A 20,892-nucleotide genomic window follows, 5' to 3' on the forward strand; every position below is an offset into this window, starting at 1 on the left:
TGGTGAATAGTTACCGTTGGGTTCCGGGATTTCTGGCATGGCAATCAGGGCGCCCATGAAAAAGCCCGGCAATCGCCGGGCTCTTTTTACTGCAAGCGTCGCTTAGGCAGTGAAGGTCTTGCCTTCGAACTGCTCAGCCACGAACTTCCAGTTGACCAGGTTCCAGAACGCTTCTACATACTTTGGACGCACGTTGCGGTAGTCGATGTAGTAGGCGTGTTCCCAGACGTCGCAGGTCAACAGCGGGGTGTCGCCGTTGGTCAGCGGGTTGCCGGCGCCGATGGTGCTGGCCAGGGCCAGGGAACCGTCAGCCTTTTTCACCAGCCAGCCCCAACCGGAACCGAAGGTGCCGACCGAAGTCTTGGTGAACTCTTCCTTGAACTTGTCGAACGAACCGAACGCAGCGTTGATGGCTTCAGCCAGTGCGCCGGTTGGTTGGCCACCGGCGTTCGGCGCCAGGCAGTTCCAGTAGAAAGTGTGGTTCCAGACCTGAGCGGCGTTGTTGAAGATGCCGCCCGAGGAAGACTTGACGATCTCTTCCAGGGTCTTGCCTTCGAACTCGGTGCCAGGCACCAGGTTGTTCAGGTTCACGACATAGGTGTTGTGGTGCTTGTCGTGGTGGTATTCCAAGGTTTCCTTGGAGATGTGCGGCTGCAGGGCATCGTGTGCGTAGGGCAGCGGCGGCAATTCGAAAGCCATGATGATTCTCCTAATCAGGTCAGTTGCGGTGAGCGCAAGGCCGATCACGGGCGGCCAAACATGCGCCGGGGAGTTTGTACTCTTTGCGGCGCAGGGGGCCGATCATAGCACCGGGGGTGCGGCATAACCACGCAACAACTGTGTGGGATAGAGGTTCCAGAGCGTTTTGGAATATTGCTCAGGCGCTGATCAGTTGATAGGCCACCGAGAACATCATCGCGGCCACCAGCAGGTCCAGCAGGCGCCAGGTGGCCGGGCGTGCCAGCCAGGGTGCCAACCATGCCGCACCCAGCGCCAGGGTGGCGAACCACAGGAACGATGCACTGGCTGCACCGGCTACGTAGGCACCGGGTTCGGTTTGTTGCGCGCCCAGGGAGCCGATCAGCAGGACGGTATCCAGGTAGACATGGGGGTTGAGCAAGGTGACCGCCAAAGCGCTCAGCAGCACAGCGCGCAATGAGCGCGTCTTGAGGGTGTCGCTTTGGTCCAGGCTCTGCTTGGAGCACGCCCTGCGCAGCGCGCATGCGGCATACCAGAGCAAGAACGCTGCGCCGCCCCAGCGTGCCACCGCCAGCAGTATCGGGCTCTGCGCCAGCACGGTGGCCAGCCCGAATACCCCAGCGGCCACTAGCAGTGCGTCGCAGATCACACACAACGCCGCCACGGGTAAGTGATGTTCGCGGCGCAGGCTCTGCGCGAGGACGAATGCATTTTGGCTGCCGATTGCCATGATCAACCCGAGGGCCACCAGCAAACCGTTCATATAGCTTTGCCACATAGAGGGAGATCCTTGTTGATGCTCAAACGATGCTGGCTATGGTGCGGGTCGGGGCTGTATAAGAAAAACCAATATTGCTGATCGCTCATTAGAGAAACTGATGTTCGACTATAAATTGCTTTCCGCCTTGGCGGCGGTGGTGGAACAAGCCGGCTTTGAGCGCGGTGCCCAGGTGTTGGGGCTGTCGCAATCAGCCATCTCCCAACGCATCAAGCTATTGGAGGCGCGCGTCGGCCAGCCGGTGTTGATACGGGCCTCGCCGCCAACGCCCACCGATATCGGTCGGCGCCTGCTCAACCATGTGCAGCAGGTGCGTTTGCTGGAGCGTGACCTGCAAAGCCAGGTGCCGGCCCTGGACGAGGAGGGCATGCCTGAGCGCTTGCGCATTGCCCTGAATGCCGACAGCCTCGCCACTTGGTGGGCCGAGGCAGTCAGCGACTTCTGCGCCGAACAGCACGTGTTGCTGGACCTGGTGGTCGAAGACCAGACCGTGGGCCTCAAGCGCATGCGCGCCGGTGAAGTGGCGGCCTGCATTTGTGCCAGCGAGCGTCCTGTGGCCGGTGCTCGCAGCCTGTTGCTGGGCGCCATGCGTTATCGGGCGCTGGCCAGCCCGGCCTTTCTGGCGCGGCATTTTCCTGGAGGCGTGCGGGCCGACCAATTGGCGCGCACGCCTGCGCTGGTGTTCGGCCCGGATGATTTCCTGCAGCACCGCTACCTGGCGTCCCTTGGCGTGGACGGTGGTTTCGAACACCATCTATGCCCGTCATCCGAAGGTTTTATCCGCCTGACGGAAGCCGGCCTGGGGTGGGGCCTGGTGCCTGAATTGCAGGTGCGCGACCAGTTGGAAACTGGTGTATTGGTCGAGTTATTGCCAGATAAGCCCATCGATGTGCCGCTGTACTGGCATCATTGGCGCAGTGGCGGGCAACTGTTGGGCTTGTTGACCGACCATCTGGCCGATGTGTGTGGTCATTGGTTGGTGCCGTTGGAGTGATGGCGCGCGTCAAGGCAAGAGCGATGAAAAATGAAAGAACACGGAGTACGACATGAAAATTCTGGTCACCGGCGCAAGCGGCTTCATTGGCGGGCGCTTTGCGCGCTTCGCCCTTGAGCAGGGCCTGGACGTGCGGGTCAACGGGCGGCGCGCCGAGGGTGTGGAACACCTGGTGCGGCGCGGTGCCGAGTTCATCCAGGGTGATTTGAATGATGCCGACCTTGTGCGCGACCTGTGCCGCGATGTCGAAGCCGTGGTGCATTGCGCCGGCGCCGTTGGGCTGTGGGGCAAGTACCAGGACTTCCACCAGAACAACGTATTGGTCACCGAAAACGTCGTCGAAGCCTGCCTGAAACAGCGCGTGGGGCGCCTGGTGCACCTGTCGTCGCCGTCGATCTATTTTGACGGTCGCGATCACCTTGGGCTCACCGAAGAGCAAGTGCCCAAGCGTTTCAAGCATCCCTATGCCGCTACCAAGTACCTGGCCGAGCAGAAGGTGTTCGGCGCCCAGGAGTTCGGCCTGCAAGTGATAGCCCTGCGCCCACGCTTTGTCACCGGGGCCGGCGATATGAGTATCTTCCCGCGCTTGCTGAAAATGCAGCGCAAGAACCGTCTGGCGATCGTCGGCGACGGTTTGAACAAAGTCGACTTCACCAGCGTGCACAACCTCAACGAGGCGCTGCTCAGCAGTTTGCTCGCCACCGGCTCGGCCCTGGGCAAAGCCTACAACATCAGCAACGGCGCACCGGTGCCGATCTGGGATGTGGTGAACTACGTGATGCGGCAGATGGAGCTGCCCCAAGTGACCCGCTATCGATCCTACGGTTTGTCCTACAGCGTGGCGGCGTTGAACGAGGCATTCTGCGCGATGTGGCCGGGGCGGCCGGAACCGGCGTTATCGCGTCTGGGCATGCAAGTGATGAATAAAAACTTCACCCTCGACATCAGTCGCGCCAGGCATTATCTCGACTACGAGCCCAAGGTCAGCCTGTGGGCCGCGCTCGACGAGTTCTGCAGTTGGTGGAAAGCCCAGGACCCGGGCCGCCAATAACCTCATAAGCAGCAACACTTCGGGAACCCCATTCCAGGTTCCGAGTCGATCCATGCGCCGGGAGTGCGGTTTATACTCCTGCCGCTCGGCTTTACAGCCAGCCATCTCATTGATTCAGGGTAGATTCATGCGTAACGATGCTAAAGACGACTTCGACAACGTTCCCAGCCTGCGGGCCGACCTTGGGGATGACGATGATTTCGTGCCGACCCCTGCGACGTCGGTGCGTTCGCGAACGACGCCCGTGGTCAAGGTCAAGAGCGCCAGCACTGGCCCGTTGTGGGCACTGGTCGGTGCGCTGTTGATCGCCTTTGCGGGCCTGGCCTGGTGGAGCTTCCAGCAGATTTCCCTGATGGGCCAGCAGTTGGTTGCCACCCAGGAAAGCTTTGCCCGCATCAGCGAGGAAGCGGCAGGACGGCTACAGGCGATTTCCGGCAAGGTCGTGGCCAGCGAAGCGAATGTGAACAACGGTAGCGAAGCCTTGAAGCTGCAGATCAAGCAACTGGAAGCCCAGTTGCAGGAGCAGGGCAAGCAACAGTTGGGCGTCGCCGGTCAAACCACCGAACTGGACAGCCGCCTGGCCCAGATGAGCGCCAGCAACACCGAGCTGACAGCGGCCAATACCAAGCTGCAAGGCCAGGTGCAGGCCCTCACTGACGCGGTCACCAGCCTCACGGCAGCACAGGCCGAGAGCAAGGGCCTGGCCACCGATGTGGCGGCCTTGAAGAAACAAGGCAACCCAAGCGCGGCCATCGCCCGCCTCGAGCAGGACGTGCTGGTGCTCAAGAGCGCCCAGGAAAACCAGCCGGCCAATATCGACGCGCCGACCAACAAGGAATTTGACGTGTTCCGCATCCAGACCACGCGCAATATCACCACTTTGCAGAGCCAGGTGCAGAACTTGAATCAGCGTCTCAATGCGCCTGCTGCGGCCACACCACTGGGTCAATGAACGCGAAATCGTCCTCTGTAGGAGCGAACAAGCTCGCTCCTACATGGATTGTCACCACTCGGTGACATTTCTTTTCCCCTTCGTTACTTGCCCATCCCACGCCCTTGTTTAGACTCCGGTCATCCCAAAAAAACAATAAGGGCCACCCATGACCACCCAACCACTGCCTGCCAGCAGTTGGCTGAATGCACCTGCCCATTACGCTTGGCTCGCCGCGGAAGGCCAGCGCCTGTTGGCGTTCGCCAAGGCATCGCGCCTGCCGGACGGGTTCGGCAACCTCGACGATAAAGGCCAGTTGCCGGCCAATGCCCGCGCCGAAACCATGAACACCGCGCGCATGACCCACAGCTTTGCCATGGCCCATGCCATTGGGTTGCCGGGTTATGCCGAACTGGTGGCGCACGGTGTGGCAGCGCTCAGCGGCCCGCTGCGTGACAGTGAGCACGGTGGCTGGTTCGCCGCGCCCCAGGCGGCTGATGGCAACACCGGCAAGGCCGCCTATCTGCACGCCTTCGTGGCCCTCGCCGCCAGCTCTGCCGTGGTGGCCGGCGCGCCGGGTGCGCGCACATTAATGAACGACGCCGTCCATATCATCGACCAGTTCTTCTGGAGCGAAGAGGAGGGCGTCATGCTTGAATCCTTTGCCCGGGACTGGAGCGGCGTCGAAGCCTATCGTGGCGCCAACAGCAACATGCACGCCACCGAAGCTTTCCTGGCATTGGCCGATGTCAGTGGTGATACACGTTGGCTGGACCGTGCGCTGCGCATCGTCGAACGGGTGATCCACACCCATGCCGCTGGCAATCAATTCATGGTCATCGAACATTTCGATGCGCACTGGAAGCCGTTGCTCGGTTACAACCAAGACAACCCCGCCGATGGCTTTCGCCCCTACGGCATCACCCCCGGCCATGGTTTCGAATGGGCGCGGTTGTTGCTGCACCTTGAAGCTGCGCGCCTCAAGGCCAAGCTAGCCACGCCGGACTGGCTGGTGAGCGACGCCAAAGGCCTGTTTGCCAGTGCCTGCGAGTACGCCTGGGCGGTGGATGGTGCGCCGGGCCTTGTCTACACTCTGGATTGGAACCAGCGCCCGGTGGTACGCGAGCGCCTGCACTGGACCCATGCTGAAGCCAGCGCCGCTGCTCAGGCGCTGCTCAAACGTACCGGCGAGCTGCATTACGAAACCTGGTACCGACGCTTCTGGGAGTTTTGCGAAACCCACTTCATCGACCGGCTCCAGGGCAGTTGGCACCACGAACTCAGCCCGCACAACCAACCCAGCAGTAAAATCTGGGGCGGCAAACCTGACCTGTACCATGCCTGGCAAGCGGTCGTGCTGCCTGCACTGCCCTTGGCACCCAGCCTGGCCAGTGCATTGGGCAGCGGATGCTATGTCACCAGGTGGTGACATTTGTGCGTCCCTTTGTTACCTGCGCCCCGAAAATCCATGTTTAAACTCCGTGCAGCGCAAGCTCTAGACTTGCATGCATAACAACAAGAAAAGGTACTCAGATGAACGCGATTAATCGCCTCGCCGTCGCTATTTCCATTGCCTCGTTGTTCCCCCTCAGTGCATTTGCCGCCGACTCCAAAGGTACGGTGGAAGTGGTGCATTGGTGGACCTCCGGCGGTGAAAAAGCGGCTGTGGATGTCCTGAAGGCCCAAGTTGAGAAAGACGGCTTCACCTGGAAAGACGGTGCAGTGGCAGGCGGCGGTGGCGCCACCGCCATGACCGTGCTGAAAAGCCGTGCGGTCGCTGGCAACCCGCCAGGCGTTGCCCAGATCAAAGGCCCCGATATCCAGGAATGGGCCTCTACTGGCCTGCTCGACACCGACGTGCTCAAAGACGTCGCCAAAGAAGAAAAATGGGATTCGCTGCTCGACAAGAAAGTCTCCGACACCGTGAAATACGACGGTGACTACGTGGCCGTGCCGGTGAATATCCACCGCGTGAACTGGCTGTGGATTAACCCGGAAGTCTTCAAGAAAGCCGGCATCACCAAGAACCCAACCACTCTCGAAGAATTCTATGCAGCGGGCGACAAGCTCAAGGCTGCAGGCTTCATTGCGCTCGCCCACGGCGGCCAGCCTTGGCAGGACAGCACAGTGTTCGAAGCGGTGGTGCTTTCGGTAATGGGCGCTGATGGCTACAAGAAAGCGCTGGTCGACCTGGATAACGGCGCATTGACCGGCCCGGAAATGGTCAAGGCCCTCACCGAGCTGAAGAAAGTCGCGACCTACATGGACGTCGACGGCAAGGGCCAGGACTGGAACCTGGAAGCTGGCAAGGTCATCAACGGCAAGGCCGGCATGCAGATCATGGGTGACTGGGCCAAGTCCGAGTGGACCGCCGCCAAGAAAGTCGCTGGCAAGGATTATGAGTGCGTAGCGTTCCCGGGCACTGATAAAGCCTTCACCTACAACATCGACTCCCTGGCGGTGTTCAAGCAGAAAGACAAAGGCACTGCTGCGGGTCAGCAGGACATCGCCAAAGTAGTGTTGGGTGAAAACTTCCAGAAGGTGTTCAGCATCAACAAGGGCTCGATCCCTGTGCGTAACGACATGCTGACCAAGATGGAATCCTACGGCTTTGATTCCTGCGCCCAGACCGCCGCCAAGGACTTCCTGGCCGACGCCAAGACTGGCGGCCTGCAGCCAAGCATGGCGCACAACATGGCCACCACCCTGGCGGTGCAAGGTGCGTTCTTTGATGTCGTGACCAACTTTATCAACGACCCGAAAGCCGACCCGGCCGACACGGCCAAGAAGCTTGGCGCGGCGATCAAGTCGGCCAAGTAATACCCTATGTAGGAACCCGGCTTGCTGTGGCGAGGGAGCTTGCTCCCGCTGGGGTGCGAAGCGCCCCCAAAGACAGCGTCTGCTTCGCAGCCGAGCGGGAGCAAGCTCCCTCGCCACAAAGGCGGGTTCCTGCAGGCTGTAGTCCTTTTTCCCTGTACTGGATTTTCCCATGAGTTCTGTTGCTGTGTTCAGCAAGGCCTCGCCATTCGATGTGCTGCAGCGCTGGCTCCCTAAACTGGTGCTGGCGCCGAGCATGTTCATCGTGCTGGTGGGCTTTTATGGCTACATCCTGTGGACGTTCGTGCTGTCGTTCACCACCTCGACCTTCCTGCCCAGCTACAAATGGGCAGGCCTGGCGCAGTATCAGCGGCTGTTCGATAACGACCGCTGGTGGGTGGCGAGCAAGAACCTGGCCGTGTTCGGCGGCATGTTCATCGGCATCACCCTGGTGATCGGTGTGCTGCTGGCGATTTTCCTCGACCAGAAAATCCGCCGCGAAGGCTTTATCCGCACCATTTACCTGTACCCGATGGCGCTCTCCATGATCGTCACCGGTACCGCCTGGAAATGGCTGCTCAACCCGGGCATGGGCCTGGACAAACTCCTGCGGGACTGGGGCTGGGAAGGCTTCCGTCTCGACTGGCTGATCGACCCGGACCGCGTGGTCTACTGCCTGGTGATCGCCGCTGTGTGGCAAGCCTCGGGCTTTATCATGGCGATGTTCCTCGCCGGCCTGCGCGGTGTTGATCAGTCGATCATCCGCGCTGCGCAGATCGATGGCGCAAGCCTGCCGCGTATCTACTGGAGCGTGGTGCTGCCGAGCCTGCGCCCGGTGTTCTTCAGTGCGGTGATGATCCTGGCGCACATTGCGATCAAGAGCTTCGACCTGGTGGCGGCAATGACCGCAGGCGGCCCGGGCTACTCGTCCGACCTGCCGGCTATGTTCATGTACTCGTTCACTTTCAGTCGCGGCCAGATGGGCATGGGTTCGGCCAGTGCAATCCTGATGCTCGGTGCGATCCTCGCGATCATTGTGCCGTACCTGTATTCCGAGCTGAGGACCAAGCGCAATGACTAGTCTCGCCGCCAAACCTGCCATCAGCCTGAGCCGCATCGCGATCTACGCGGTGCTGATCCTGGCGGTGCTGCTGTACCTGGTGCCGTTGGTGGTGATGCTCCTCACCAGCTTCAAGACCCCGGAAGACATCAGCACCGGTAACCTGCTGAGCTGGCCCACCGTGGTCAGCGGTATCGGCTGGGTCAAGGCCTGGGCCACCGTGGATGGCTACTTCTGGAACTCGATCAAGATCACCGTTCCTGCTGTGCTCATCTCTACCGCCATTGGCGCCTTGAACGGCTACGTGCTGTCGTTCTGGCGCTTCCGCGGTTCGCAGCTGTTCTTCGGCCTGCTGCTGTTCGGCTGCTTCCTGCCGTTCCAGACTGTGCTGCTGCCCGCGTCGTTCACCCTCGGCAAGATGGGCCTGGCCAGCACCACCACCGGCCTGGTGTTTATCCACGTGGTCTACGGCCTGGCGTTCACCACGCTGTTCTTCCGTAACTATTACGTGAGCATCCCGGATGCGTTGATCAAGGCAGCACGCCTGGACGGAGCGGGGTTCTTCACCATCTTCCGCCGGATCATCCTGCCGATGTCGACGCCGATCATCATGGTCTGCCTGATCTGGCAGTTCACCCAGATCTGGAACGACTTCCTGTTCGGTGTGGTGTTCTCCAGCGGCGATTCCCAGCCCATCACGGTGGCGCTGAACAACCTGGTCAACACCAGTACCGGGGCCAAGGAATATAACGTGGATATGGCGGCGGCGATGATCGCCGGGCTGCCGACCCTGCTGGTCTATGTGATCGCAGGCAAGTATTTCGTGCGCGGCCTCACGGCCGGCGCGGTCAAGGGGTAATCATGGCTACGCTTGAACTTCGCAATGTAAACAAGACCTATGGCGCCGGCCTGCCCGACACCTTGAAGAACATCGAATTGTCGATCAAGGAAGGCGAGTTCCTCATCCTGGTCGGCCCGTCGGGCTGTGGTAAATCCACGCTGATGAACTGCATCGCCGGCCTTGAGACCATCACCGGCGGCGCGATCATGATCGGTGATCAAGACGTGAGCGGCATGAGCCCCAAGGACCGTGACATCGCCATGGTGTTCCAGTCCTACGCGCTGTACCCGACCATGAGCGTGCGCGAGAACATCGAGTTCGGCCTCAAGATCCGCAAGATGCCACAAGCCGACATCGACGCTGAAGTGGCGCGCGTGGCCAAGTTGCTGCAGATCGAACACCTGCTCAACCGCAAGCCGGGCCAGTTGTCCGGTGGCCAGCAACAGCGCGTGGCCATGGGCCGTGCCCTGGCGCGTCGGCCGAAGATCTACCTGTTCGACGAACCGCTGTCCAACCTCGACGCCAAGCTGCGCGTCGAGATGCGTACCGAAATGAAGCTGATGCACCAGCGTCTGAAAACCACCACCGTCTATGTGACCCACGATCAGATCGAAGCGATGACCCTGGGCGATAAAGTGGCGGTGATGAAGGACGGCATCATCCAGCAATTCGGCACGCCGAAAGAAATTTACAACGACCCTGCCAACCTGTTTGTGGCAAGCTTTATCGGTTCACCACCGATGAACTTCGTTCCCATGCGCCTAAAACGCCAGAACGGTGGTCTGGTCGCGCTGCTCGACAGCGGCCAGGCCCGTTGCGAGCTGCCGTTGAGCATGAATGACGCAGGGCTTGAAGATCGCGATGTGATCCTCGGCCTGCGCCCGGAGCAGATTGTGCTGGCGGCGGGCGAGGGCAATGGCTCCTCAAGCATTCGTGCCGAAGTCCAGGTCACGGAGCCGACCGGCCCGGACACCCTGGTGTTTGTGCAGCTCAACGACACCAAGGTCTGCTGCCGTTTGGCGCCGGACGTGGCACCGCAAGTGGGCGAGACCCTGACCTTGCAGTTCGACCCGGCCAAGGTATTGCTGTTTGACGCCAAGACCGGTGAGCGGTTGGGCGCAGTGGCTTCATTGCCGGCACAGGGGCATGCCGACAATGTGACCCAGTTCAAGGGGCGTTGAGCAAGATAAGTGATTGTTTTAGTTAAAAAATGTAACCCGCGTTAGATAAAAACAGTTTAATAACAATAAAGACGAGGATGTAGGGATGAAAAAGCAACACAACAACACCCGGCTGATCTGCCAACTCTCAGCGGCAGCAGCCCTTGTATTGTCCGCCAATGCGATGGCGGCCGATGCATTCAGCGCCGATTCCAAGTGGATGACCGGCGATTGGGGCGGCGAGCGTACCAAGCTGATCGAGCAAGGTATCGACATCAAGGCCGACTACGTGGGCGAGATGGGCTACAACGCCCACGGCGGCTACAACGACGACAAGACCGGTCGTTACTCCGACCAGTTCGGTCTGGGCGTGGCGCTGGACCTGCAAAAACTGTGGGGCTGGGATAACACCCAGGCCAAGATCCAGTTGACCAATCGTAATGGCCAGAACATCTCCAATGACCGCATTGGCGACCCGCGTGCCGGCACCTTGAGTTCCTCGCAAGAAGTGTATGGCCGTGGCCACATGGTGCGTCTGACCCAGTTCTGGATTCAGCACCAGATGTTCGACAACAAGCTGGACGTGAAGCTCGGTTACTTCGGTGAAGGCGAAGACTTCAACACCTTCCCTTGCGACTTCCAGAACCTGTCGTTCTGCGGCTCGCAGGTCGGTAACTACGTCAATACCTGGTACAACTGGCCGGTCGCCCAGGCCGCTATCCGCGTGAAATACAACATCACGCCTGAGCTGTATGCGCAAATCGGTGCCTACAACCAGAACCCGTCGCAGTTGGAGCACGGCAACGGCTTCAAACTCAGCGGCAGTGGTACCAAGGGCACCGTGATTCCGGTGGAATTGGTCTGGTCGCCGAAGGTTAATAACCTGCCGGGCGAATACCGTGTGGGTTTCTATAAAAGTGCGGCCGATGCTCCGGATGTACGTGAAGACGTCAACGGTAACGATGCGGTCCTCAGCGGCGCCGACTTCCGTACCCGCAGCAGCAAGAAAGGCTACTGGTTCGTTGCGCAACAGCAACTCACCACCCATAACGGCGACGCTTCCCGTGGCCTGAACATTGCAGCCAACGCGACCTTCCATGACAAGGAAACCAACCTGGTCGACAACTACCAGTCGTTGATGCTCGTGTACAAAGGCCCATTCGACGCGCGTCCAAAAGATGACGTCGGCATTGGCGTCGCTCGCCTGCATGTCAACGATGACGTGAAGAAGAACTCTCAATTGCTCAATGCCGCCAATGGTGTGAGCGACTACGACAATCCGCTGTACACGCCGATTCGTGAGACTGAGTACAACGTCGAACTCAACTACGGTTTCCACGTCACCAACTGGCTGACTGTGCGTCCGAACCTGCAGTACGTTGTCCAGCCTGGCGGCGTGGATAAAGTCGACAACGCGCTGGTAGCGGGCCTGAAAATTCAGTCTACGTTCTAACGCTGTTGCGATAAGCTCCTCTCTCTGTGCGCATTTGCGGGTAGCCATGGCTATCCGCTTTTTTTTGCGTGGCACTGTGATATTCGGGACCTGGGCACATGCACGAGCAACCGCTGCAACGCTTTTTCAAATCCCTGCGCGAGCGTCCGGTGTTCGCCTGGGAGCGCTTTCAGATGCGCGATGTGTTGGTGATCGACCATCCGCTGTGCCAGGCGGTGTTCAGTCGCCAGGGCGCGCAATTGTTGCATTTTCAGCCCACCGGCCAGAAGCCCTGGCTGTGGTGCGCGGCCAAGTGGCCACAGGTCGGCGCCATTCGGGGCGGCGTACCGGTGTGCTGGCCGTGGTATGGCCGCCACCCCAGCGAAAATGCCTGGCCTTCCCACGGATGGGCCCGCTTGATCGACTGGAAACTGCTCGACAGCAGCACCGATGACGACGGCGTGCGCCTGCATTGGCAATTGCAGCTGTGCGACTGGCAGGTGGACTTGCACGCGCACCTGGGTGACACCCTGGAACTGCGCCTGAGCACCGAGCATCACGACGAGCTGCCGTGCCAGTTGAGTCATGCATTGCACGCTTACTGGCGTATTGGTCACGTTGATGAGGTAGCGCTGTCTGGGCTCGAAGGAGCACAAGGTTACGACCAGCTCAATCGCCAGGTTTGCCAGCAGGAAGGTGAATTGCGGGTCGATGGCGGATGTCAGCGGGTGTTCCAGCATGAGGGCGAATTGCAGCTCAAGGACCACGCCTGGCAGCGTGAACTGTGCATCGACACCGGCGACAGCGCCGACACGGTGGTGTGGCACCCGGGGAGCCGGCCGCTGTTGGGCGTGAGCTTTAACGAAGCGTCGGGGTTTGTGTGCGTAGAGGCGGCGATGGCGGCAGCGAGCCTGGCGCCGGGGGAGAGGGCCCACTTGAGTTTACAGGCCAGGGCAGGGGTTTAGCGGTGTGGCTGATGGCGCTATCGCAGGTACTGCTGGAAGAGCTGCCTGCTAGTTGAATTCATGATCGTTCCCACGCTCCGCGTGGGAATGCAGCCTATGACGCTCCGCGTCACGACGCTAAAGGCAGACGCAGAGCGTCCAGTGAGGCATTCCCACGCGGAGCGTGGGAACGATCAGTTGACACGGATTTAGTTGAATTCATCCCCCACCGGATATCGGCTGTCATTCAAGCTCTCTTTGATCTTGCGCAAATGCGGCTGGAAATCCACTCCGCGACGCAGGGTCATACCCGTTGCCAATACGTCCAATACCGTCAATTGGATAATCCGAGAAGTCATCGGCATGTAGATATCCGTGTCCTCCGGCAACGGGATGTTCAGGCTCACCGTACTGGCCTTGGCCAGCGGCGAGTTTTCGGCGGTCACGCCCAGCACTGACGCACCGTTTTCCCGAGCGATACGCGCCACTTCCACCAGCTCGCGGGTACGGCCGGTGTAGGAAATGATCACGAACAACTCACCGGTGTGCGCCACCGAGGCGATCATGCGTTGCATCAGCACGTCGGCATGGGCGGTCACCGCCAGGTTGAAGCGGAAGAACTTGTGCAACGCGTCCATGGCGACGGGGGCCGAAGCGCCGAGGCCAAAGAAGTGGATTTGCCGCGCCTGGATCAACAAGTCCACGGCCTTGCTGATCAGCGCCGGGTCCAGGGCCTGGCACGCACTGTCCAAAGAGGCAATGGCGCTGCCAAAGATCTTCTGGGTGTAGGCCTCGGGGTTATCATCGGCCTCCACGGCGCGGCTGACATACGCGGCGCCACTGGCCAGGCTTTGCGCCAACTGCAATTTGAGTTCAGGGTAACCGCTGACACCGAATGAACGGCAGAAGCGGTTGACCGTCGGTTCACTGACCGAGGCGGCCTGGGCGAGGGCGGCGATCGAGAAGCGTGTGGCCTGCTGCGGGTTGAGCAGGATCACTTCAGCGACTTTGCGCTCGGCCTTGTTCAATTCTTCGAGGCGGTTCCGGATCTGTTCCAGAAGATTTCGCACGCGGTCCATTCAGTCTTTCCTTCGGGCGACGATGCAAATAAAAAGGCGGTAACCAATCGATGAGTGGCTTTTCGCGGTGGCCTATCCTACTGAGGGTAGCTGAACACCACCACTCGCAATGCGTATTTCGGGAAAATGTTGTGGTTATTACTACATTTTTCCTTGAGTGATGCCTTGAAAAAAGGTATTTGTAGCTTAACTTGATAAAAGAACAAACATCATGCCTTCGATAACCGTGGAACCCTGCACCTTTGCCCTGTTTGGCGCCTTGGGTGATCTGGCGCTGCGCAAGTTATTTCCTGCCCTTTATCAACTCGATGGCGCCGGGTTGCTGCACGACGACACACGCATCCTGGCCCTGGCCCGTGAAGCCGGCTCCGAGCAGCAACACCTGGCCCATATCGAAAAAGAATTGCGTAAATACGTCGGCAAGGAGCTCGACGAAGCCGTGGCCCAGCGTTTCCTCGCGCGCCTTTCGTATGTGCATGTTGACTTCATGAAGGCTGACGACTACGTCGCCCTGGCCGAAAAAGCCGGCAGCGAGCAACGCCTGATTGCCTACTTCGCCACCCCGGCGGCGGTGTACGGCGCGATCTGCGAAAACCTGTCCAAGGTCGGCCTGGCGGAAAATACCCGCGTAGTGCTGGAAAAACCCATCGGTTCGGACCTGGAGTCGTCGCGCAAGGTCAACGACGCCGTGGCGCAGTTCTTTCCGGAAAACCGCACCTATCGCATCGACCACTACCTGGGCAAAGAGACGGTGCAGAACCTGATCGCCCTGCGTTTCGCCAACAGCCTGTTCGAAACCCAGTGGAATCAGAACTACATCTCCCACGTGGAAATCACCGTGGCCGAGCAGGTTGGCATCGAAGGCCGTTGGGGTTATTTCGACAAGGCTGGCCAGCTGCGCGACATGATCCAGAATCACTTGTTGCAACTGCTTTGCCTGATTGCCATGGACCCGCCTGCCGACCTGTCCGCCGACAGCATCCGCGACGAGAAGGTCAAGGTGCTCAAGGCCTTGGCGCCGATCAGCCCCGAGGGCCTGACCACTCAGGTAGTCCGTGGCCAGTACATCGCCGGCTACAGCGCTGGTAAAGCCGTGCCGGGTTACCTGGAAGAAGACAACTCCAACACCCAGAGCGACACCGAGACGTTCGTTGCCCTGCGTGCCGATATCCGTAACTGGCGCTGGGCCGGCGTGCCGTTCTACCTGCGTACCGGCAAGCGTATGCCGCAAAAACTGTCGCAGATCGTCATTCACTTCAAGGAACCGTCCCACTACATCTTCGCCCCGGAGCAGCGTCTGCAGATCAGCAACAAGCTGATCATCCGCCTGCAGCCGGACGAAGGTATTTCCCTGCGTGTGATGACCAAGGAGCAGGGCCTGGACAAAGGCATGCAACTGCGCAGCGGGCCACTGCAATTGAATTTTTCCGACACCTATCGCAGCGCACGCATCCCCGATGCCTACGAGCGATTGTTGCTGGAAGTGATGCGCGGCAATCAGAACCTGTTTGTTCGCAAAGATGAAATCGAAGCCGCGTGGAAGTGGTGTGACCAGTTGATCGCCGGGTGGAAAAAATCCGGTGATGCGCCCAAGCCGTATGCGGCGGGGTCCTGGGGGCCGATGAGCTCCATTGCACTGATCACGCGGGATGGGAGGTCGTGGTATGGCGATATCTGAATTGAAACTGCCTCAGGGCGTCACTGCCCATGAGTACCGTACGCCTGCGCTGCTGGCCGATGGCCTGGCCAATGACGTGGCTGAACAACTGCGCTCGGCCATCAGTGCCCGTGGCGAGGCGACGTTGGTGGTGTCCGGTGGCCGCAGCCCCGTGGCGTTTTTCCAGAACCTGGCCAAGCAGGGCCTGGACTGGTCCAAGGTCACCATCACCCTTGCCGATGAACGCTGGGTGCCGGTCGAACATGCCGACAGCAATGCTGGCCTGTTGAAGCAACACTTGCTGCAAGGTCCGGCGGCCAAGGCGAAGTTCTTGAGCCTGTACAGCCCCGCTGCCAATCTTGAAGACGCTGCCGAGCAGGCCGATCGCCTGCTGGGCGAGTTGCCAGCCATTGATGTGCTGGTGCTGGGCATGGGCGATGACGGCCACACCGCATCGCTGTTCCCCAACAGCCCTAACCTGAGCGAAGCGCTTAAGGCCGACGGTACCCGCCGTTGCTGGCCGATGCTGGCGCCCACTGTGCCGCACCAGCGCCTGACCATGAGTCGTGCGCTGCTGGCCACGGCCAGCTACACCGTGCTGTCGATTTCCGGCAGTTCGAAATTGACTACCTTGAGCGCCGCCCTGGCCAGCGACGATGTTGCTGCCATGCCGATTCGCGCGTTTTTGCAACCTACTCTAGAGATTTACTGGTGCCCATGAGCCAAGGATCAGCCGCTATGAAAAGCCCTCAACCGACCGTGTCCATGGCGGATAAAGTTGCCTTGATCGACAGCCTCTGCGCCAAGGCGCGGATCCTGCCGGTGATCACCATCGCCCGCGAGCAGGACATCCTGCCGTTGGCCGACGCCCTGGCCGCTGGCGGTTTGACCGCGCTGGAAGTGACCCTGCGTTCCGAGTTCGGCCTCAAGGCCATTCAGGTCTTGCGCGAGCAACGTCCTGAACTGTGCACGGGTGCCGGTACCGTGCTCGATCGTCACATGCTCGAAGCGGCAGAAGTGGCAGGCTCGCAATTTATCGTCACCCCCGGCATCACCCGTGACTTGCTGGAAGCCTCGGTGCACAGCCCGATCCCGCTGCTGCCGGGCATCAGCAATGCCTCCGGCATCATGGAAGGCTACGGCCTGGGTTATCGCCGCTTCAAGCTGTTCCCGGCTGAAGTCAGCGGTGGTGTTGCTGCCATCAAGGCTCTCGGTGGCCCGTTCGGCGAAGTCAAATTCTGCCCGACTGGCGGTGTTGGCCCGGCCAACATCAAGAGCTACATGGCGTTGAAAAACGTGATGTGCGTGGGCGGCAGCTGGATGTTGGATCCGGAGTGGGTCAAGAACGGCGACTGGGCGCGTATCCAGGAAGTCACTGCCCAGGCGCTGGCGCTGCTGGACTGAACTGATTTATCGAATCGTTGTTGCTGTGCTTAACGGCATTTTTGCGGCGCACTTGGTCGGTGTGCCGCTTTTTTTTGCCTGTAGAAAAACCTCAAGCACATCGCTGCTCTGAAGGTGGGAGCTGGCTTGCCTGCGATAGCCATTTATCAGTTAGCCCATCTTTGGCTGATACACCGTTATCGCAGGCAAGCCAGCTCCTACAGTTTTAAACGGTGTTTAGTTTGGTGATCGCGTGGACTAGCGCATTGATGTCCGCCGCCGACGTCACCAGCCCCGGCGTCACCCGGATACAGGTGCCAAACGCTGCCCCCGTGCGCGTAGTGGTGAACAGGCCGTGCTCCTTGAGCAACCTGTCCACCATCATCTGCTGATCACGCCCGATGAACTTGAAGGCTGTGATCCCGCAGTACAGTCGCGGGTCATCCGAGGTCAGCACTTCAATCCCCGGCAACGGCCGTACCTGGTTTGCCCACAGGTTGCGCAGGTAATTGACGCGTGCGCCCTTGGCCGCAGCGCCACCCAACTGTCGATGCTCTTCAAACACCAGGGGCAAGGTCATCAGCGCCGGAAAGTTCGGCGTGCTGTAGGACGTACGCGCTCGCACATCGGTGGCTGGGTAGTGAAACTCGCCCATATCCGGGTCGATATCGGCCAGGCGCTCCGGTGCGATGTACAAAAAGCCCAGGGTCAACGGCGCGCCGATCCACTTGTGCAGGTTGAAGCCTGCGAACTGAATGCCCAGTTCGGCCAGGTTGAATTCGATCTGGCCCAAGGCGTGGGCGCCGTCGAGGATCACGTCGATTGCGCGTTCGCGCGCGGCCTTGGCAATGGCCGCAACCGGCATGACCAGGCCCGTACGGTGGGTCACATGGGTCAAGGCCATTAATTTCAGACGCGGGTACTGCACAAACGCATCGTGATAAGTCTGCACCAAGCTGTCGACACTGGCCGGGTGGGTGTGGGCCACCTCTATCACTTCCACGCCGCGAGTCGATGCCAGCCAGCGCATGGCGCCTTTGACCGTGTCGTACTCCAGGTCGCTGATCAGCACCTGGTCGCCGGGTTGCAGGCGGTTGTAGTTGCGGATCAGTGACTGCAAGGCTTCGGTAGCGTTACGGGTGAAAGCGACCGATTCGGGGTCGACATCAATCAAGCCGGCCAACTGGCGGCGTATCTCGTTGTTTTCACCCTGTTCAAAACGCTGGCGCACATGCACAGAGTTGCTGCGGTTGATAAAGCTGATGTGCTCAAGGTATTGGGCCTGCACCGCCCGGCTCATACGCCCGAAGTAGCCGTTTTCCAGGTTGATCGGACCGGGCTCGTATTCATAGCGCTGGGCGATGGCCTGCCAGTGCGGTTCGTTATCAGCATTCCTTGGCATGGTGAGTCTCTTAGTGACGGGGGGCGGGTCTGCCGTGTTTGGCGCGCAGCGGTTCGAGCAATTCGGATAGGCCGTTGTGGTCGATTTCCTGCATCAAGGCCAGCAAACCGCCCAATTCGCCGTGGGGGAAACCTTCGCGGGCGAACCAGTTCAGGTAGGGCCCGGGCAGGTCGGCAATGATCCGGCCTTTGTATTTGCCGAAGGGCATTTGGCGGGTGATCAGTAGTTCGAGTTTTTCGGGATTCATGAGCGTCGTAGGATTGAGGCCAGGCTTTCGAAAATACAGGCATTCTGCATGAAGGCCAAATGACAGATCATGCAAATAACCAACATACAGATGGTTCAATAATTCGTAAGTTATTGAAAATAAGCATAAAAATAATTTTTATAAACCTGGCACGGGCGCTGCAATAACCAAGGCAACCTTCTAACCCGTACAAGGAATTGAAAAATGACTGATATCAACAAAGAATCGATCTCCGTACTGAACGACCTGATCGAGACCAGCATCGACGGCCAAAAGGGTTTCAAGGAATGCGCTGAAGACATCAAGCATCCGGAACTCAAGGCATTGTTTGCCAAGCGTGCTGTTGATTGCGGTACCGCTGCCGAAGAACTGAAAACTGCTGTGCGTGCCCTGGGCGGCGATCCAGAGAAGTCCGGTAGTGTTGCCGGCGCCCTGCACCGTGGCTGGGTCGACGTGAAGTCGATGGTCACCGGCAAGGACGAAGAGGCCGTATTGAACGAGGCCGAGCGCGGTGAAGACCACGCACTGAAGGCTTACAAGGAAGCGATCGAGAAGATCAACAAGCACAACCTGGTGGGCATTCGTGACTTGGTTGAGCGTCAGTACCACGGTGTACAGCGCAACCACGACCAGGTAAAAGCCCTGCGTAACCAGGCTCGCGCTCAGTCGTAAGACCTGAGGTAAGACCTACGCTGGACCTAGTGTGGGAGCGGGCTTGCTCGCGAAAGCGGTGGATCAGTCACTGTTGTATTGGCTGATACACCGCATTCGCGGGCGAGCCCGCTCCCACATTTTTTTATGCAAAGGCTGGAATGTAGATCAGCCGATGCTGATTGGCGGCAGCTCGGTCAGGGTCACGACTTGCTGTTTGCGCGGCGCCAGAATCTCCGCCTCGCCATCGACTACCAACTCATCACGCTGGTTGAACACCCGAGTGGCAATGCGCACGCGAAACTTCGGCAGTTTCTCGAGGATTTCCAAGCGCACGGTCAGGGTGTCGCCGATCTTCACCGGTTTCTGGAAGGTCATTTGCTGGCCGATATAGATCGTGCCCGGCCCAGGCAGCTCGCAGGCCACTGCCGCGCTGATCAGCGCGCCGCTGAACATGCCGTGGGCAATCCGCTCCTTGAACATGGTCGCCTTGGCGTATTCAGCGTCCAGGTGCACCGGGTTGTGGTCACCCGACATGGCGGCGAACAGCTGGATATCGCGCTCTTCGACGGTTTTGCTGAAGCTGGCAGTCTGGCCCACTTCAAGCGCTTCGTACGGGGTGTTGGTTACCTGGGTCATCTCAAGGTGCATCCTGTGGCTTAACGGTAATTAATCGGCTGATTTTAAAGCAAAAACTATTCGCAGCGGGTGGGCCTGCGCAACGCCAGCGCCTGGTCGAGCCAGGTCAGCAGGTCGGCGGTGACTTCATCACGGTTGGTTTCGTTGAATACTTCATGGCGCGCCTGCGGGTAAAGCGTCAATTGCACGTCCTGGCAACCGGCCTCACGCAGGGCGTGGGCCAGGTGCTTGAGACGCTTGCCTTCACTCACCGGATCACGATCGCCGCCCATCACCAGGATCGGCAGGCCGGGATCAATCTGCGCCAGGTTGGAGACTTTGCTGATCTGCTGCAAGCCGCCCAACAGGTCGATCCACAGTTGATTGGTGCAACGAAAGCCACAGAGTGGGTCGTTGATGTAGTTGTCCACTTCAACCGGGTCGCGGCTGAGCCAGTCAAACGCGGTGCGATTGGGTTTGAAGGCTTTGTTGAATGAGCCGAACGACAAGAAGTCGATCAACGCACTGCGCCCTCGCAGGCCTTGGCGTGCACGTTCGATGCGCGCAATGATTTGCGCTGCACGGTAGAGGGCCACCGGCTGGAAATTCGAGCCGCTGAGTATTGCGCCATGCAAGCTGGCGCTGTGATGCAGCAAGTATGCCTGGGAGATATAGCTGCCCATGCTGTGGCCCAGCAAGATGATCGGCAGCCCGGGATGCTGTTGGCCGATGTGCTGATTAAGGCTGGCCAGATCGCCCACGACTTTGTTCCAGCCATCCGTTTCAGCATATAGCCCAACGGTGCCGGCCTCGGCGGTACGGCCATGCCCACGCTGGTCCAGCGCATATACGCCATACCCTGCGCCACACAACGCTTGCGCCAGGCGCGCATAGCGACCGCCGTGCTCGGCCATGCCATGGGAAATCATCACCACGGCCCTGGGCGGGCCGTCGGGCATCCATTGGTTGACGTACAGACGGGTGTGGTCGTTCGCGGTCAGCCAGAAGGTGCTGTGGTTCATGGCGGCTTCCTTTGCTCAGGGTGGTTGCATTGTATAGCTCATCCGGCGTGGGGCGGGGGTATCTGCCTACGCCTTAGGTACAAGATTCATACAATCAATGACACAGTTCAGCGTCTTGCCTGTTTG

General features: G+C 59.6%; 21 protein-coding genes. 14 read left to right on the forward strand and 7 right to left on the reverse strand.

Annotated features, from left to right (window positions below; all coding sequences use genetic code 11):
• Positions 1–102: 102 nt before the first annotated feature.
• Both FXO12_RS25455 and FXO12_RS25460 read right to left on the reverse strand, forming a co-directional pair.
• Positions 103–699: a superoxide dismutase gene (locus tag FXO12_RS25455; RefSeq protein ID WP_003175739.1), complete on the reverse strand. Its 597-nt coding sequence runs from the start codon at positions 697–699 to the stop codon at positions 103–105.
• Positions 700–877: 178 nt separating this feature from the next.
• Positions 878–1,477, reverse strand: a complete 600-nt coding sequence (locus tag FXO12_RS25460; protein ID WP_160049776.1) for a LysE/ArgO family amino acid transporter — start codon at positions 1,475–1,477, stop codon at positions 878–880.
• Between the two features lie 100 nt (positions 1,478–1,577).
• Between FXO12_RS25460 and FXO12_RS25465 the strand changes: the two genes are divergently transcribed.
• From FXO12_RS25465 to FXO12_RS25510, 10 genes are all read left to right on the forward strand, one after another.
• Positions 1,578–2,471, forward strand: a complete 894-nt coding sequence (locus FXO12_RS25465) for a LysR family transcriptional regulator ArgP (protein WP_054896698.1) — start codon at positions 1,578–1,580, stop codon at positions 2,469–2,471.
• 52 nt (positions 2,472–2,523) lie between these two features.
• Positions 2,524–3,522 (forward strand): NAD(P)-dependent oxidoreductase, encoded by a 999-nt coding sequence (locus FXO12_RS25470; RefSeq protein ID WP_034128528.1) that lies wholly within the window; start codon positions 2,524–2,526, stop codon positions 3,520–3,522.
• A gap of 127 nt (positions 3,523–3,649) precedes the next feature.
• Positions 3,650–4,474, forward strand: coding sequence for a hypothetical protein (locus FXO12_RS25475; RefSeq protein ID WP_057975126.1), 825 nt, complete (start codon positions 3,650–3,652; stop codon positions 4,472–4,474).
• A 148-nt stretch (positions 4,475–4,622) separates the two neighbouring features.
• Positions 4,623–5,882 (forward strand): AGE family epimerase/isomerase, encoded by a 1,260-nt coding sequence (locus FXO12_RS25480; RefSeq protein ID WP_057975127.1) that lies wholly within the window; start codon positions 4,623–4,625, stop codon positions 5,880–5,882.
• Positions 5,883–5,986: 104 nt separating this feature from the next.
• Positions 5,987–7,273 (forward strand): ABC transporter substrate-binding protein, encoded by a 1,287-nt coding sequence (locus FXO12_RS25485; protein WP_003193767.1) that lies wholly within the window; start codon positions 5,987–5,989, stop codon positions 7,271–7,273.
• A 169-nt stretch (positions 7,274–7,442) separates the two neighbouring features.
• A complete protein-coding gene (locus FXO12_RS25490) occupies positions 7,443–8,351 on the forward strand; it encodes a carbohydrate ABC transporter permease (protein ID WP_003193765.1) in 909 nt (302 codons plus the stop codon).
• Positions 8,344–9,189 carry a carbohydrate ABC transporter permease gene (locus FXO12_RS25495; RefSeq protein WP_003193763.1) on the forward strand — a complete coding sequence of 282 codons (846 nt, stop codon included), beginning with the start codon at positions 8,344–8,346 and terminating at the stop codon, positions 9,187–9,189. The genes FXO12_RS25490 and FXO12_RS25495 overlap by 8 nt, the downstream gene beginning before the upstream one ends.
• 2 nt (positions 9,190–9,191) lie before the next feature.
• On the forward strand, positions 9,192–10,352 hold the full coding sequence (locus tag FXO12_RS25500) for an ABC transporter ATP-binding protein (RefSeq protein ID WP_057975129.1): 1,161 nt from the start codon (positions 9,192–9,194) through the stop codon (positions 10,350–10,352).
• An 85-nt stretch (positions 10,353–10,437) separates the two neighbouring features.
• The gene (locus FXO12_RS25505; protein ID WP_054918236.1) at positions 10,438–11,784 is read left to right on the forward strand and encodes a carbohydrate porin; all 1,347 of its coding nucleotides are present in this window, start codon (positions 10,438–10,440) and stop codon (positions 11,782–11,784) included.
• Positions 11,785–11,882: 98 nt separating this feature from the next.
• The gene (locus FXO12_RS25510) at positions 11,883–12,728 is read left to right on the forward strand and encodes a D-hexose-6-phosphate mutarotase (protein WP_054896703.1); all 846 of its coding nucleotides are present in this window, start codon (positions 11,883–11,885) and stop codon (positions 12,726–12,728) included.
• Positions 12,729–12,916: 188 nt separating this feature from the next.
• Here the strand turns inward: FXO12_RS25510 and FXO12_RS25515 are convergent, their stop codons facing one another.
• Complete coding sequence (locus tag FXO12_RS25515; RefSeq protein WP_169856377.1) at positions 12,917–13,777, reverse strand: MurR/RpiR family transcriptional regulator; 861 nt, start codon at positions 13,775–13,777, stop codon at positions 12,917–12,919.
• A 220-nt stretch (positions 13,778–13,997) separates the two neighbouring features.
• Between FXO12_RS25515 and zwf the strand changes: the two genes are divergently transcribed.
• The 3 genes from zwf to FXO12_RS25530 are packed head-to-tail and all read left to right on the forward strand — an operon-like array spanning position 13,998 to position 16,847.
• Positions 13,998–15,464 (forward strand): glucose-6-phosphate dehydrogenase, encoded by a 1,467-nt coding sequence (gene zwf, locus FXO12_RS25520; RefSeq protein WP_057975130.1) that lies wholly within the window; start codon positions 13,998–14,000, stop codon positions 15,462–15,464.
• Positions 15,451–16,164, forward strand: coding sequence for a 6-phosphogluconolactonase (gene pgl / locus FXO12_RS25525; RefSeq protein ID WP_034128520.1), 714 nt, complete (start codon positions 15,451–15,453; stop codon positions 16,162–16,164). The genes zwf and pgl overlap by 14 nt, the downstream gene beginning before the upstream one ends.
• Before the next feature lie 17 nt (positions 16,165–16,181).
• Positions 16,182–16,847 carry a bifunctional 4-hydroxy-2-oxoglutarate aldolase/2-dehydro-3-deoxy-phosphogluconate aldolase gene (locus FXO12_RS25530; RefSeq protein WP_026067364.1) on the forward strand — a complete coding sequence of 222 codons (666 nt, stop codon included), beginning with the start codon at positions 16,182–16,184 and terminating at the stop codon, positions 16,845–16,847.
• Positions 16,848–17,052: 205 nt separating this feature from the next.
• On the opposite strand, the gene FXO12_RS25535 is transcribed toward FXO12_RS25530, so the two are convergent.
• Entirely contained in the window at positions 17,053–18,228 is a 1,176-nt protein-coding gene (locus FXO12_RS25535) for an aminotransferase class V-fold PLP-dependent enzyme (protein WP_057975131.1), read from the reverse strand.
• Between the two features lie 10 nt (positions 18,229–18,238).
• Positions 18,239–18,475 carry a DUF3820 family protein gene (locus tag FXO12_RS25540; RefSeq protein ID WP_003193750.1) on the reverse strand — a complete coding sequence of 79 codons (237 nt, stop codon included), beginning with the start codon at positions 18,473–18,475 and terminating at the stop codon, positions 18,239–18,241.
• 204 nt (positions 18,476–18,679) lie between these two features.
• Here FXO12_RS25540 and FXO12_RS25545 point away from each other — a divergent pair, with 204 nt between their 5' ends.
• Positions 18,680–19,147: a PA2169 family four-helix-bundle protein gene (locus FXO12_RS25545; protein ID WP_034128518.1), complete on the forward strand. Its 468-nt coding sequence runs from the start codon at positions 18,680–18,682 to the stop codon at positions 19,145–19,147.
• 147 nt (positions 19,148–19,294) lie between these two features.
• Here the strand turns inward: FXO12_RS25545 and FXO12_RS25550 are convergent, their stop codons facing one another.
• On the reverse strand, positions 19,295–19,765 hold the full coding sequence (locus tag FXO12_RS25550) for a MaoC family dehydratase (RefSeq protein ID WP_003193747.1): 471 nt from the start codon (positions 19,763–19,765) through the stop codon (positions 19,295–19,297).
• 56 nt (positions 19,766–19,821) lie between these two features.
• Entirely contained in the window at positions 19,822–20,766 is a 945-nt protein-coding gene (locus tag FXO12_RS25555) for an alpha/beta hydrolase (RefSeq protein ID WP_057975132.1), read from the reverse strand.
• Positions 20,767–20,892 lie beyond the last annotated feature (126 nt).

Origin of the sequence: Pseudomonas sp. J380, from assembly GCF_009827115.1 — a bacterium.
Taxonomy (GTDB): Bacteria; Pseudomonadota; Gammaproteobacteria; order Pseudomonadales; family Pseudomonadaceae; genus Aquipseudomonas; species Aquipseudomonas paracarnis.